The sequence below is a fragment of the Marinobacter albus genome (genome assembly GCF_030238305.1).
Taxonomy (GTDB): domain Bacteria; phylum Pseudomonadota; class Gammaproteobacteria; order Pseudomonadales; family Oleiphilaceae; genus Marinobacter; species Marinobacter albus.
Map to the genome: position 1 here is coordinate 1,007,029 of NZ_JASSQD010000001.1, position 12,833 is coordinate 1,019,861.

Here is a 12,833-nt window from a genome sequence, read left to right on the forward strand (position 1 = left end):
TGACTCTGGACCACGACTCCGGCGCCATGACCGGCAAAATACTTAAGGGCCCCATGGCCGGCCGGGAACTCGCGGATCTGGGCGAGGGCGAATTTCTGGAATTGTTACGCTACTGTCGGGCCCATGACGAGGACTCGGCCCGGCTGCTGGAAACCTACCTCGACCACCGGTTCGGAGACTCGTGGCGCACGGACGACGAGGCCGATGCCGAAGGCGAGGAGTCCGGCGAGCGCAGCAGTACCGGCAGCGCCGGCGGTCCTCTGACCGAAAGTGAGGCCCTGGACATCCTCGGGCTTCAGCCTGGTGCCAGCCGAAAAGAGATCATCCAGGCGCACCGCCGGATGATGCAGAAACTGCACCCGGACCATGGCGGAAGTAACTACCTGGCGTCGCGTATCAATGAAGCCAAGGAACGCCTTCTGGGCTGACGTTTCCTTGTTTCGCCCTGGAACCTGTTGATTTATCTTTCGCGTGGTAAAGAACTTGGAAGAACCGCGCCGGCGTCGACTATGATTTGAGAACCGGTGGCGTGGAGAGATCCATGCGGATCGAAAACAACGGACACTCGCTTCACGCAGGCGGTCGCAGTTGGATACCTTCCGGGATGATGAGATGCAAACCAGTTTCCTTGAAGTAATAACCGTGGTGGGCTTTGGGATTGAGGCCTTCGGAATCCTGGTGATAATAATCGGGTCCGGCATCTCAACCACGACATTCGTTCGCACCTATCGCAGCGTTGAAGAGGGCGTGGCCTACAAAAAATACCGGAAGGGTTTGGGGCGCTCCATCATCCTTGGCCTGGAGTTTTTGATTGCTGGGGACATCATACGGACGGTGGTCGTGGCCGATTCCCTGGAAAACGTCGGTATCCTTGCGCTCATCATTTTAATCAGAAGTTTCTTGAGCTTGACGTTGCATCTGGAAGCTGAGGGGCGTTGGCCTTGGCAAAAGGACAGTGCGCCGTAGTTAACGACTGGGATCCGGGCTGAATATCATCCGCAAAAAGTTCCGGTAGAGCAGAACCTGTCTTCCCAGGTGTTTGTTGTGATCGAAAACCCGGGTCAACAGGATTCCACCCTCGACGACGGTGGTAAACATGTCTGCCAGTTCCTCCAGATCAACTTCCAGGCGCGGGGGATAGATTTCGGCAATCGTTGCCAACCGCTGTGCGATCAATTGCCGCCAGGTCAGGACGCCCTGACGCACCATGTCCGCAACCTGTTCATCAGCCTGGTAGCGTTCATAGGTAAAGGTGACAACCAGGCAGCCCGGGTGCGTCATCTCCATCCTGGTCATGGTTTCGGCAAACAAATGCAGGAATATCAGCAGTTGTTGGAGGGGATCTTCCGAGAGGGAATCGGCGCGGGCGAACAGATCGGTGAAGACCTGGTTGTCTTTTTCCAGGTATCGCTTGACCAGCGCCCTGGCCATCTCGTTTTTATCAGCGTAGTGGTAGAAGAAGCCGCTTTTGGTGATGGCGGCGGCATCCACGATTTCGTCGATGCCTGTGCTCGAAAAACCCCGCCCCAGAATCAGGGTTTCCGCGGCAGCCAGGATTCGTTCCTGCGTAGCATGGGACCGGTTTGACATGGTGGCCTCGCTCTCATCGATGAAACTGCACCCGGGGTACAGTTTTCCGCTCAATGATCAGATGAAATGCCCCAAGAAACTGCTTATACCTTTGATTTAAAGCCTGTCGACTGAAATTTCAATTCCCACCTGAAGTGCTTACCTGCACCTGCCCTGGTGCCTACTATAAAAGACTCACAACAACCCCAAGCCCAGGAGGGACCAGATCATGAGCGCCTACAGACAAGCACTTCCACAGCTGGGCGACCAGCTTTTCATTACCGACGGCGGCCTCGAAACCAGCCTGATCTTTCATGAGGGAATCGAGCTTCCCGAATTCGCTGCCTTCGTGTTGTTGAATGATCAAGAAGGTCGAGATGCGTTGAAAAAATATTATCGGAGCTACGCGCGGATAGCAAAGCAGGCGGGTCTTGGCTTCATTCTGGAATCTCCGACCTGGCGTTCGAGCCCGGAATGGGGGCAAAAGATCGGCTACACAACGGCGGAGTTGCATGACCTGAACACGGCGGCGATCGGACTGATGGAATCGATTCGTGAGGAATTCGAGAGCGCCGATCAGCCCTACGTTATCAGCGGATGCATTGGGCCGCGGGGGGACGGTTATCGGGCCGAGAACCGGATGACCGAGACCGAAGCCCGTGACTATCACGGGGAACAGATTGGCAGTTTTGCGTTGAGTGCGGCCGATTGTGTTACCGCAGTCACGATGAATTATGTCGAGGAAGCCAGTGGCATTGCCCTGGCTGCCCGTGATCGGCGCATTCCGGCGATTATTTCCTTTACCGTGGAAACCGACGGTCGACTCCCGAGCGGTGAAACCCTGGATGAGGCCATCGCTCTCGTTGATGCGGCGAGCGATGGCTATCCGGCCTATTACATGGTCAATTGTGCTCACCCCAGTCATTTTGAATCGAGCCTGGCGGCGATGGAGCGTATTGACCGTGTACGCGGCATCCGCGCAAACGCCTCCCGGTGCAGTCACGCCGAACTGGATGAGGCCGACGAGTTGGACGATGGTAACCCGGAGGAATTCGGGCTGGACTATCGGCGCCTGCTAGATCGTTTTCCCAGCATAAACGTGGTGGGCGGTTGTTGCGGGACGGATCAGCGTCATATTGAGCAAATAAGCCTGCGATTAGTCAGCCAGGATGCGGCTTAGGGACAGATCCTTTTCCAGGCGGTAGCTGTCGAAATCCCGGGCCAGGAAGAGCTGCCCCTGGTAGTGCTGCATGGCTTCTGCTGCCAGTTGGTTGATGTTGGGTGTGCCCTCGGGCCGGGACTGGTACCGGGAACTGAAGTGGGTCAGCACCAGGTTGGGCAGGTGCACCTGCTGGGCAAACCGGGCCACCTGTTGGGCGGAGCTGTGTTGCGGCCACGGGCCGACCCGGTCGGCCACCTCCTGGGTGTAGGTGGCCTCATGAACCAGCACGTGGCTGCCCGTGCAGGCATCGGCCAGCAAGCCCGGGTCGTCGTTGTCGCCGGCTACGATCAGCCGGCGGGCAACCCGGGGAATGTGTGTGTAGTCCTCGCTCCTGAGTACTCGGCCATCCGCAAGGGTTACGTCATGGCCTTTCTGCAGCTCGCCCCAGCCAGGTCCGGCGTTGATACCATCCTCCCGCAACTTGTCCACCAATAGTTGCCGTTCCAGATTCCGCTCGGTGAAAACATAGGCCCGACAGGGTACCCGATGGGACAGCGCCACGTTGGTCACCCCGAGGTGCTCATCCTGCCAGTGGAAGTCCGGCGCTTCGGAATCGATGAAGTTCAGGGGGTAGCTCAGGCTGGAGTCGCTGTTCTCGAGCACCGCGTTGATGAAACGTTCAACCTGGGCAGGGGTGATGATGTCCAGTGGTTCCGTCCGTCCCAGCATGGATGCGCTGGTAAGAAGTCCTGGGAGGCCAAAGGTGTGGTCGCCGTGGATATGGGTGATGAATATCGCCCGCAACTGCATGACCGAGTAATGAACCCGCAGCAACTGGTGCTGCGTGCCCTCGCCGCAGTCCACCAGGTACCAGGGCTTGTGGCCGGACCGGGAAAGCGCGAGGCCGCTGACATTGCGCGATCGTGTCGGTGTTCCGGCGGATGTGCCCAGAAAGGTGAAGTCCATGGATCCTCGTTTTGCGGTCAGGTTGCCCCGGGAAATTTTAATGAAGTCAGGTGGAACAGGGTATATGCCATCTTATCTGTTAACCTTTCCCCAGTAACGCTCGCTTGCGTGAGTCCGCCGCCGGAGTGATATGGGCGAGAGGCTTCTGTAAGCTCATTATTCATTTCCCAGGCGGTAGCAACTATGTCTCTTTTCCCGGCAGACAACGGTGAGAACGATCTGTTCCTTTCACGAACCGATCCAGAGAACCCATTTGGAACCCACGCCGCGTATAGCTTCGAGCTGGAGGGCAAGGTCTGGCCCACCGTGGAACACTACTTCCAGGCCATGAAATTCACCGATGAAAACCGGCAGGAAAAGATCCGAACGGCAACCACACCCGCTCGCGCGGGAAAGCTGGGCCGCAAGCGCCATAAGAGCTTGCGGCCAGACTGGAAAAAGGTCCGTGAAACCGTCATGACGCGCGCGGTGTATACCCGCTGCCGCACCTATCCCGACCTGGCGCAAGCGCTGCTTGAGACCGGCGACCAGAAGATCGTCGAAAACAGCAATTACGATTACTTCTGGGGTTGTGGCCGAGATCGGCGTGGCCACAACGGTTACGGCAAAGTTCTGATGAACGTCCGGGCCAAATTGCGTCAGGAGCAGGCGGAAGCTTCAGAGCAGTAGGCCTGCCTCGTAATCTGTGGCCTCCCGCCTTACCAATACTTTCCCATCCCGAACGGAGGCCAGCACCGGTCTCTGGCCCAGCAATACTTCGTAGGGTGTCTGTCCCTGCTGCACGATGCACCGCGCCGGCATGCCCTTGGCAATGCCGTATTCCTTGAGGTCCAGGGCGGCAGCGCCGTTGTCGGTGATAAGTTCGAGCGAGCGGTTGATCTGACTCATCCCCAGCATGTGGCAGGCGTGCAGGCCGACATCGAGGGTGCGCAGCATGTTGCCGTTGCCAATCGGGTACCAGGGATCCCGGATGGAGTCCTGGCCGAAGGCGACTTTCAGGCCGGCATCCAGTAGTTCGGGTACGCGGGTAAGGCCCCGCGGCTTCGGGTAGCCATCAAAGCGCCCTTGCAGGTGCAGACTTTCGGTGGGCATGGACAGGAACCGCAGGCCGGATTTTTTCAGCAACCGGAACAGCCGGCTGCAATAGGCATTGTTGTAGGTGCCCATGGCGCAGGTGTGGCTGGCAGTGACCCGGGAACCGTAGTCCAGCCGCAGGGCTTCGGCAGCGAGCACTTCCAGGAACCGGGACTCCGGATCGTCGATTTCGTCGCAGTGTACGTCTACGAGGCGATCGTGTTTGTAGGCCAGCTCTACCAACCATCGAACCGATTCGGCGCCGTAGTCCCGGGTGAATTCGAAATGAGGGATGCCGCCCACCACGTCAGCGCCCAGACGAATGGCCTCTTCCATCAGATCCCGGCCGTTCGGGAAGGACCAGATGCCTTCCTGGGGAAAGGCGACGATCTGCAGGTCTACATAGCTGGCGGTTTGCTCCCGCACCTCCAGCATGGCCTTGAGCGCCGTCAGGCTTGGGTCAGTCACATCCACGTGGGTGCGCACGTACTGAATGCCATGGGCGGCGAAGAGTTTGAGGGTTCGGGTGGCCCGGCTGATGACATCCTCGTGGTTCAGGGTGGCCTTGCGCTCGGACCAGCACTCGATGCCCTCGAACAGGGTGCCGCTCTGGTTCCAGCGGGGCTCACCGGCCGTCATGGCCGCGTCCAGGTGGATGTGCGGTTCCACAAAGGCCGGGGTGACCAGGTTGCCGTCTGCATCCAGTTCATTGGCCCGGGCCGCCACACGATCCGTCTGTGCGGTAATCTCGGCGAAGCGGCCCCCGGTGATGGTCAGGCGATGCAGGCCGTCATGCTTGGGTAAGCGGGCGTTTACTATGGCATCCAGGTGTTCGGTCATGTTGTCTCCTTTACGTGGCTCTCGGATGGTTAGGGCTTTAACAGCAGGTGAGCCAGCAGCAGTGTCTTGAAGTGCTCGGCCGGGTCGATGCCCTTGGGCAGCGATTCGGTCATTTGGTTCATTCGGTTGCGAACCGTATTACGGTGGCAACCGATGGTGTCGGCCATGGCGCTCTGGTTGCCGCGGCAGTCGATCCACGCCTCCAGCAGGTCGGCCGAGCCGGCCAGGGTTGCGGCCTCCAGCGCCTGCCCGTCGGTGTGTTCAGACCAGACAATGGCGCGGCCGATGGTTTCGGTCACCTCGATCATCGGCAGGGAATAGGGCTGCTCGAACAGCGGGATCGACAGCTCGTCCGCCAGGCGGCACAGCGTGTTCGGCAACTGTCCGATGTAGGCATCTCCGGTGAGCACCACCAGCCCGGAAATGTTGCACTCCTTGCCCTCGTACAGGCATTCGGCGAGGTTCTGTGGGCTGCGATGCCGGCTGATCCCGGTGACGAACACCAGCTCGCCACCCTTGACCCAGACCTTGAACGAGCGGTTTTCCGCCACGTAGGGCCATCGGACTGCGTTGTCCGCGGCGGCGCTTCCGCCCCGCAGCCGGATGGCCTCGAGGCCGGGCAGGCGAAGCATGTCCCGGCATCGCAGTGGCACTTAAAGGGCTCCTATTACCTGGGCTCTGCGTTCGCGCACGGCCTGGCTGATCAGAAGAACGAGGCCGTAACTCGCGGCGGCAACAACCACACCCACAATGGGCGCGATCCACGGTGAAGTGTAGGCCGCCGCCGAACCAATGGCATAGGCCGCAAGGCCGGGAACATTGAAGGCCGGCAGGGTTACTTGGGTCAGATCCGGGTACTGGCGTTTGTAGCCGACAAAGTAGCTGGCCATGATCACGCCGCCGATTGGCGGGATAAAGGTACCAAGGAGTACGAGAAATGGAATTAGCCATTCGTACATGCCCATCACGGCGAGCATGGTGCCGATGGCCGCGCCGGCGATGGTGACCAGTTTGCGGCGACGGGTGCGCAGCAGGTTGCAGCCGGCGACGGCGAAGTTGTAGACGGTGTTGTCCTGGGTGGTCCAGAGGTTCAGGAACAGCATCAGGATGCCGAGCGTTGCCAGTCCCTGGGCGACCATGATGTCGACGATATCGGCCTGCTGGTATACCAGTGCCCCAAAGGCGCCGATCAGGGTCATCAGGCCATTGCCAAGAAAGAACGCCAGCAGTGTCGCGATCACGGCAGTCTTGCCGGTCCTGGCAAACCGGGTCCAGTTGGTGGCCTGGGTGCCACCGCTCACAAAGGTGCCGAACACCAGCGTGATGGCAGCGGCGATGGTCATGTCATTCGCCGGGGTAATCGCCAGCAACCCGGACAGGCCACCGGCATCGGAGGTGGCGATGGTCATGCTGACGGCAACCAGAATAATCATGGCGGGCACCGCAAACCGGGACAGCAGTTCCAGCCCCCGATAGCCGATGAAGGCGGTCACGCAGAAACCGAACCCGAACACCACCATCAACGGTGTGGTCAGGCTTTCTGGCATGCCCGTCAGCTTGACCAGGAGGATGGCCATGGTCGCAGTGCCCCAGGCGTACCAGCCGATCTGGGTGAAGCCGAGAATGATGTCCGAGAGTTTGCTGCCCACTTCGCCGAAAGTGAACCGGCTCATCAGGGCCGTGTTCAGGCCGGTTTTCGCGGCAATATAGCCGAGCACGGCGGCGTAGGTGCCCAGCAGCAGGTTTCCGATGGCCAGCACCATCAGCATGGTCGGGAAATCAAATGCGACACCGACACTGCCACCGGCCCACATAGTGGCGGTGAAGAAGGTGAAGCCAAGAAGCACCAGGCCCATGGACCAGACGCTTTTGCGTTGATCCATGGGGACGGGGCTCAGGGGATAGTCCTGTTCTTTCGGGGTTACCTGGGTGGTCATGACGATCTCTCCGTATCGTGAGTAAACACGTTGGGAGATGGCAACGTTTGTGCCATGGGTGGGTAAAAGCGGTGGTAGGCTCCGGAATCTCGAACGTCGCTTGTGCACAATGCACAATACAGGTTGGTTGCCGGGATGGGGGCAGGGTGGCGTGCGTTTCCCTGGTGCGATTTTCGGGGAGAGTCCCGGAAATGGTGCACACATTTCGGTCATGGTGGTTCATGGCTATCGAGCGCGGCTATAATCCCCGGGAAAATTCAGGCATTGAAGGGAGAACGCCCCTTGCATCATAAAGGATTACTCACGGCGTGGAGCGACGATAAAGGCTTTGGCTTCATCACTCCTGCCGTTGGTGGTGAGCGCGTTTTCGCTCACATCAGCGCCTACGCAGGCCGTGGCCGGCCGTCGGCAAACCGGGAGGTGAGATACTCGCTCACGGAAGATTCCCAGGGCCGCATTCGGGCCGGGAAGTTCCAGTACGCCGGTATTGGCAGGCTCAGCGCGAGTGTAGCGCCCGGTTTCTGGCTGGCCTTGCTGGTGGCGATTGGAGTGATCGGTGGGTTGGGCAGTGCCTACCGATTCGGATACCTGCCCGTGATCGTGCCGGCGGTCTACGCGGGTATGAGCCTGCTGGCGTTGGCGATGTACGCTGTAGACAAGGCAGCGGCCGTGAAAGGTCATCGGCGGGTACCGGAGAACCGCCTGCACCTGTTGGAATTGCTCTGTGGCTGGCCCGGTGCCCTGGTCGGCCAGCAGTTTTTCCGCCACAAAACCCGCAAGGGGGCCTTTCAGTTTGGCTTCTGGCTCTGCGTTATCCTGAACGTCGGTGCGCTGGGCTGGTTGCTGCTCTGGCCCGAGGCCGAGTTTGCGCGGCGGGAACTCGGCATTGACCATGCCCTCTCCCTCAACCCCCTTGGCGGTATCTATTGAGGGCCGTGGCGGTTATCCACTCATGCCGAGTGCCGCGGTGTGCGATTGCTCAGGCGCAGGCCGGCAATTACGATCACCGCCCCCAGCCAGATGGTTAGCGAGTATCGCTCGCTAAACCACACCACCCCGATGATTAACCCAAACATTGCCGCCACAGCACCAAGCTGACTGTAGAAAACCGGGTTGGAACGCTTCTGAAGTTCGAACCCGCAATAGTAGGTCAATGCTGTGACAAGGCCCTGCAGGAAGATGATCGATATTACTCTGGGCCCGAACTGCAATGCCATCAGTTGGGTTCCGGACAAGACGGCCAGTACGCCAAGCAGCGTGGCCGCTGCGAGCAGGGTGCCCGCAGCCAGATTCATCGGTTTGGCCCGGTCGGGCCAGGCCACCGACCGGTATACATTACCGATCGACAGCGCGGTCGGGATCAATAGGCCGAGGGCGAACCAAAAACCGTTTGACTGGCTCATCTCGGAATGTCGCTGAACAACAATCCAGGCACAGGCGGACACCGCGACCGACAGGCCTGCAAGCTTCATCCAGCTTCGTTTTTCCAGGCCCATCGTGGTCGCGATCAGGAAGGTGAATATCGGGGGCAGCGCATACATGATGGCGGTAAAACCTGCGCCCAGTTTGGTCACGAGGTAGAAGGCAATGGCATTGGGAACGGCGATGCCTGTTAGACCACTGATGACAAAGTAGATGGTCAGCCGTTTCTCCGGGGCCCATGCAAACTTCGGCGAACACAAGAACAGAACCAGGCCTGCGATCAGTGTTTGCCAGAAGGCGTAGGTGAGGGCGGGAACACCCGACGCTGTTGCCGTTTTCGCCAGCGCCAGCATCAGAGCGATCAGAAATCCATTGGCTATCAACAGTCCCCAGACGACGGTCTGGGATGGCAAGGTCAGGCGCTGTTGTATCGATGCGAACATTTGGTTTGCTCCAACGTGAAACCGTGAACGTTATGGGCCTCAGTGTGTCGGAGTTCATTGGATTGATAATCGGAGCGTTTCGAACAATACTTGTTCCAATTTGGAAATTATTAGGAAGTGAGTGTGGCTACGGACAAGCTCAATGCCATGAAGATCTTTCGGCGCGTCGCGGAACTGGGTAGTTTCACGAAAGCGGCAGAGGATCTGGACATTACTGCTGCGACGGTCAGTAAACACATCGCGTTTCTCGAGCGAGACGTCGATACCCGCCTGATCAATCGCACGACACGCCGGATGAATCTCACGGATGCTGGCCTGGTCTTTCTCAAGCGTACCCAGGCCCTTCTGGATGACCTCGAGGATGCCGAGCTGGAGGCCCGGGGCTTTCAGGCAGAGCCAAAGGGCTCGATCAGAATCAACGTGCCTATGTCCTTTGGCCTGACCCATATTACGGAGGCCATCGACAGCTTCCTGAATCGATACCCGGAGATTGAGGTCGACCTGCAACTCAGTGATCGCATGGTCGATCTGGTCGAGCAGGGAGTAGACATTGCAATCCGGGTACGCAGTTCGCTCTCTGATTCGAGTCTGCTTGCCAAACCGCTCAGGAGGTCCAGAAACATCGTCTGTGCCTCGCCACGCTATCTGGAAAGCGCGCCAGCGATTCGCTCACCTGCCGACCTTGAGCGGCATAACTGCCTGGCCTTCACCTTTCACGACCGGCCCAGAGTCTGGGAACTGGGGGGAGAGGAAGTCACCGTGAACGGCAATTTCCGGACGGACAGCAGCCTCGCGATCCGCCAGAGCCTGCTGAGAGGCATGGGGGTGGGGTTGCTGCCGCGTTTTCTGGTGCAGCAAGATATCGAGAACGGCGCGTTGATTCCTCTTCTCGAAGCCTTCCCGCCCAGGCCCTACACCGTCTTCGCGCTTTTTCCCCCTGGCCGAAAGCAGCCGACGAAAGTACGGCTCCTGCTGGAACATCTGGATCAGCATCTGGGCGACAGGCCTTATTGGGAATAGCGCGGTTAGCTCAGGTCTGATCAATTCGTGGGTTTTATTGTTACCATATTGGAAATTATATAGTTCCATTCCATCCATTTAAGCATCTCTGGCGGTTTCATAAAGTGGCGACTCCAACCTGAAGGAGGCACCGTTATGCATCGCCAAACCAAACTCTACCATTCCATTGTTCTGTCCCTGTTTCTGGTGCCGGCATCGGCCAGTGCAGCCGATGTGGCTGCAAGCCCCTGGGGCCCTGCTGACGAGATCGGTCGTTTGAACTTGATAACTCCTGAGTCCAGGCAAGCGCCACTGAAGATCCGTGGTGGAGATGCAGCTCCGTTGCGGTCGATCGCAATTCCTTCCGCGGAGGTGAAATAATGGACATTCATGCAGCCTTGGACTGGCGTTATGCAGTTCGTGAATTTTCGCCGGAGAAGCTGAGCACCCAAGCCGTTGAAACGCTGATCGACGCGGCCCGGAAAAGTGCCTCTTCATACGGCTTGCAGCCTTACAAGATGATCATTATCGAATCCGACGCGGTACGCAGAGACCTCTTGCCGCACTCGTTCGGGCAAGAGAAGGTATTGGGCTGTTCCCATCTGGTGGTCTTTGCCGTGTACAACCGGGTCGGTGATCAAACGGTGGATCGTTACGTCGAGCAGTATTTGAAGGTCCGAAGGGTTCCCTTCGAGGACATTGCAGGCTATGCCGGTCATATGAAGCAAGCGCTGGCCTCCATGTCATCCGCCGAAAAAAGGGAATGGGCGCACCAGCAGGCCTACATTGCGCTTGGGACTTTGCTGACCGCAGCGGCCGCACTTCAAATCGATAGCTGCCCGATGACCGGCTTCGACCGGCAGGCTTACGATCAGGTTCTGGGGTTGTCTGAACGTGGGCTCGAAACCTCGTCAATTGTCGCCCTGGGACATCGAAGTGCGCGGGATCACAGCGCCGCAATGGCGAAAGTGCGTTTTGAATACGAGGATGTCGTCATTCGGATGTAGCGCCGCCATGACGACGAGAGAGGCATGGTTGTGGGCGCCGGTGGCACAAAACGTATTGTGGGGAGGAAGTGATTCTGACGGTCGCCAGGTGGGAGTCTCTGGATTCCTGGCGGGAGTTTTGGCAGGGCCAGAATCCGAAGCAGATGGAGGGAATGCGACAGCTTGGCAAGCGCCTGTCTGTTGAATGTTACGAAGAGGTTGAGGACCACACCCGCTGACCGCCCTTTAACTAAAGCCTTCGTCCCTCCATAGTGGTACCTGTCAGCGGTTCGATGAAATTCCACAGGAGGCAACTACCGATGAGCACCTACAAAGCAATTAATCTCGTGAAGCGACCTGCCGGGACAATCGGTCCGGAACTGTTCGAGGTGGTGGAGAAAGATGTACCGGAGCCCGCCGATGGCGAAGTGCTGGTCCGTCAGACCTACATGTCCCTTGATCCGGCGATGATGGGCTGGATGAGTGAGGACACCGACAGCTACATTCCACGAGTGGAGCTGGGTGACGTCATGCGCTCCTCGGGCATTGGCGAGGTCGTTGCCTCCAAACACCCGGATTTTGCCGTTGGCGATCAGGTCATCGGGATGTTTGGCTGGCAGGAGATGGCCCTGACCGATGGCTCGGGTGTGAGCAAGGTGGATAAGAGCCTGCCCCCGGAAATGGCGCTGTCAGTTTTTGCCCTCCCGGGGCTGACCGCTACCCAGGGCCTGTATGGCTATGGTCACCCCCAGAAGGGCGAGACGCTGGTGGTGTCCGGTGCCGCCGGTTCGGTCGGCTCCATTGTGGGTCAGCTGGCCAAGGCCGATGGCCTTCGGGTCATCGGTGTGGTTGGCAGCGATGAGAAGGCGGACTGGATCATCAATGAACTCGGCTTCGACGGTGCCGTCAACTACAAGACGGACGACCTTGGCGCGAAACTGGACGAATTGGCGCCGGACGGCATCGATGTCTATTTCGAGAACACCGGTGGCCCCATCCAGGACTATGTGTTCGAACGGATGAACGCCCATGGTCGCATCGTGGTGTGTGGCATGATTGCCGACTACACCTCAGCCAACCCGCGCCCTGGCCCCAACTGGATGCGCATCATCAAGAAACGCCTGTCCATTCAGGGCTTCACCATGCCCGACCACAGGGACAAGACGAAAGAGCTGCATGCCAAGCTAACGCCCTACGTTCAGAGCGGACAAATCAAATACCGGACACACGTCCTGGAGGGGCTGGAGTCGGCCATGAGTGGGTTGTCTCTGTTCCTGACCGGTGAGAACAAAGGCAAGCTGATGGTAAAGCTCTAAGGCCCGAGTTCCCTGTGCAAGATGTGTGTTCACGCATCGATCAAGGGTGACGACAAAACGTAACACGATGATATGATTCTGAACGTCAGACAGTAGGCGGGCCGCCATTGTTGCTGGGC

16 protein-coding genes are annotated in these 12,833 nt (G+C 58.7%); 10 read left to right on the forward strand and 6 right to left on the reverse strand.

Features of this window, described 5'->3' with window-relative positions; genetic code table 11:
* Nucleotides 1-366 precede the first annotated feature (366 nt).
* The gene (locus QQF73_RS19260) at nucleotides 367-459 is read left to right on the forward strand and encodes a hypothetical protein (RefSeq protein ID WP_425607950.1); all 93 of its coding nucleotides are present in this window, start codon (nucleotides 367-369) and stop codon (nucleotides 457-459) included.
* A 129-nt stretch (nucleotides 460-588) separates the two neighbouring features.
* Nucleotides 589-966: a DUF1622 domain-containing protein gene (locus QQF73_RS04685; protein WP_219866613.1), complete on the forward strand. Its 378-nt coding sequence runs from the start codon at nucleotides 589-591 to the stop codon at nucleotides 964-966.
* On the opposite strand, the gene QQF73_RS04690 is transcribed toward QQF73_RS04685, so the two are convergent.
* The gene (locus QQF73_RS04690) at nucleotides 967-1,590 is read right to left on the reverse strand and encodes a TetR/AcrR family transcriptional regulator (protein ID WP_219866612.1); all 624 of its coding nucleotides are present in this window, start codon (nucleotides 1,588-1,590) and stop codon (nucleotides 967-969) included.
* Between the two features lie 208 nt (nucleotides 1,591-1,798).
* On the opposite strand from QQF73_RS04690, the gene QQF73_RS04695 reads away from it, so the two are divergent.
* Entirely contained in the window at nucleotides 1,799-2,749 is a 951-nt protein-coding gene (locus QQF73_RS04695; protein ID WP_219866611.1) for a homocysteine S-methyltransferase family protein, read from the forward strand.
* Here the strand turns inward: QQF73_RS04695 and QQF73_RS04700 are convergent.
* Nucleotides 2,726-3,697: a ribonuclease Z gene (locus QQF73_RS04700; protein WP_285367401.1), complete on the reverse strand. Its 972-nt coding sequence runs from the start codon at nucleotides 3,695-3,697 to the stop codon at nucleotides 2,726-2,728. The two genes, QQF73_RS04695 and QQF73_RS04700, sit on opposite strands and share 24 nt — an antisense overlap.
* Before the next feature lie 183 nt (nucleotides 3,698-3,880).
* On the opposite strand from QQF73_RS04700, the gene ybiA reads away from it, so the two are divergent.
* Complete coding sequence (gene ybiA, locus QQF73_RS04705) at nucleotides 3,881-4,366, forward strand: riboflavin biosynthesis intermediates N-glycosidase (RefSeq protein ID WP_219866609.1); 486 nt, start codon at nucleotides 3,881-3,883, stop codon at nucleotides 4,364-4,366.
* Here the strand turns inward: ybiA and codA are convergent.
* The 3 genes from codA to codB are packed head-to-tail and all read right to left on the reverse strand — an operon-like array spanning nucleotide 4,355 to nucleotide 7,548.
* Nucleotides 4,355-5,611 (reverse strand): cytosine deaminase, encoded by a 1,257-nt coding sequence (gene codA, locus QQF73_RS04710; RefSeq protein ID WP_285367402.1) that lies wholly within the window; start codon nucleotides 5,609-5,611, stop codon nucleotides 4,355-4,357. The two genes, ybiA and codA, sit on opposite strands and share 12 nt — an antisense overlap.
* Nucleotides 5,612-5,640: 29 nt before the next feature.
* Nucleotides 5,641-6,264: a PucR family transcriptional regulator gene (locus QQF73_RS04715; protein WP_285367403.1), complete on the reverse strand. Its 624-nt coding sequence runs from the start codon at nucleotides 6,262-6,264 to the stop codon at nucleotides 5,641-5,643.
* Nucleotides 6,265-7,548 carry a cytosine permease gene (codB, locus tag QQF73_RS04720; RefSeq protein WP_219866606.1) on the reverse strand — a complete coding sequence of 428 codons (1,284 nt, stop codon included), beginning with the start codon at nucleotides 7,546-7,548 and terminating at the stop codon, nucleotides 6,265-6,267.
* Between the two features lie 282 nt (nucleotides 7,549-7,830).
* Between codB and QQF73_RS04725 the strand changes: the two genes are divergently transcribed.
* Nucleotides 7,831-8,478, forward strand: a complete 648-nt coding sequence (locus QQF73_RS04725; protein ID WP_219866605.1) for a DUF1294 domain-containing protein — start codon at nucleotides 7,831-7,833, stop codon at nucleotides 8,476-8,478.
* Nucleotides 8,479-8,498: 20 nt separating this feature from the next.
* On the opposite strand, the gene QQF73_RS04730 is transcribed toward QQF73_RS04725, so the two are convergent.
* Nucleotides 8,499-9,413 carry a DMT family transporter gene (locus tag QQF73_RS04730; protein ID WP_219866604.1) on the reverse strand — a complete coding sequence of 305 codons (915 nt, stop codon included), beginning with the start codon at nucleotides 9,411-9,413 and terminating at the stop codon, nucleotides 8,499-8,501.
* 123 nt (nucleotides 9,414-9,536) lie between these two features.
* Between QQF73_RS04730 and QQF73_RS04735 the strand changes: the two genes are divergently transcribed.
* The 5 genes from QQF73_RS04735 (at nucleotide 9,537) to QQF73_RS04755 (ending at nucleotide 12,714) form a co-directional block, all read left to right on the forward strand.
* On the forward strand, nucleotides 9,537-10,433 hold the full coding sequence (locus QQF73_RS04735; protein WP_219866603.1) for a LysR family transcriptional regulator: 897 nt from the start codon (nucleotides 9,537-9,539) through the stop codon (nucleotides 10,431-10,433).
* Nucleotides 10,434-10,568: 135 nt separating this feature from the next.
* Nucleotides 10,569-10,793: a hypothetical protein gene (locus QQF73_RS04740; RefSeq protein ID WP_219866602.1), complete on the forward strand. Its 225-nt coding sequence runs from the start codon at nucleotides 10,569-10,571 to the stop codon at nucleotides 10,791-10,793.
* Nucleotides 10,793-11,419, forward strand: coding sequence for an NAD(P)H-dependent oxidoreductase (locus QQF73_RS04745; RefSeq protein ID WP_285367406.1), 627 nt, complete (start codon nucleotides 10,793-10,795; stop codon nucleotides 11,417-11,419). Before QQF73_RS04740 ends, QQF73_RS04745 begins: the two co-directional genes overlap by 1 nt.
* Before the next feature lie 68 nt (nucleotides 11,420-11,487).
* On the forward strand, nucleotides 11,488-11,637 hold the full coding sequence (locus QQF73_RS04750; RefSeq protein ID WP_285367407.1) for a hypothetical protein: 150 nt from the start codon (nucleotides 11,488-11,490) through the stop codon (nucleotides 11,635-11,637).
* A gap of 81 nt (nucleotides 11,638-11,718) precedes the next feature.
* On the forward strand, nucleotides 11,719-12,714 hold the full coding sequence (locus tag QQF73_RS04755; RefSeq protein WP_219866600.1) for an NADP-dependent oxidoreductase: 996 nt from the start codon (nucleotides 11,719-11,721) through the stop codon (nucleotides 12,712-12,714).
* The last annotated feature ends 119 nt before the right edge of the window (nucleotides 12,715-12,833 follow it).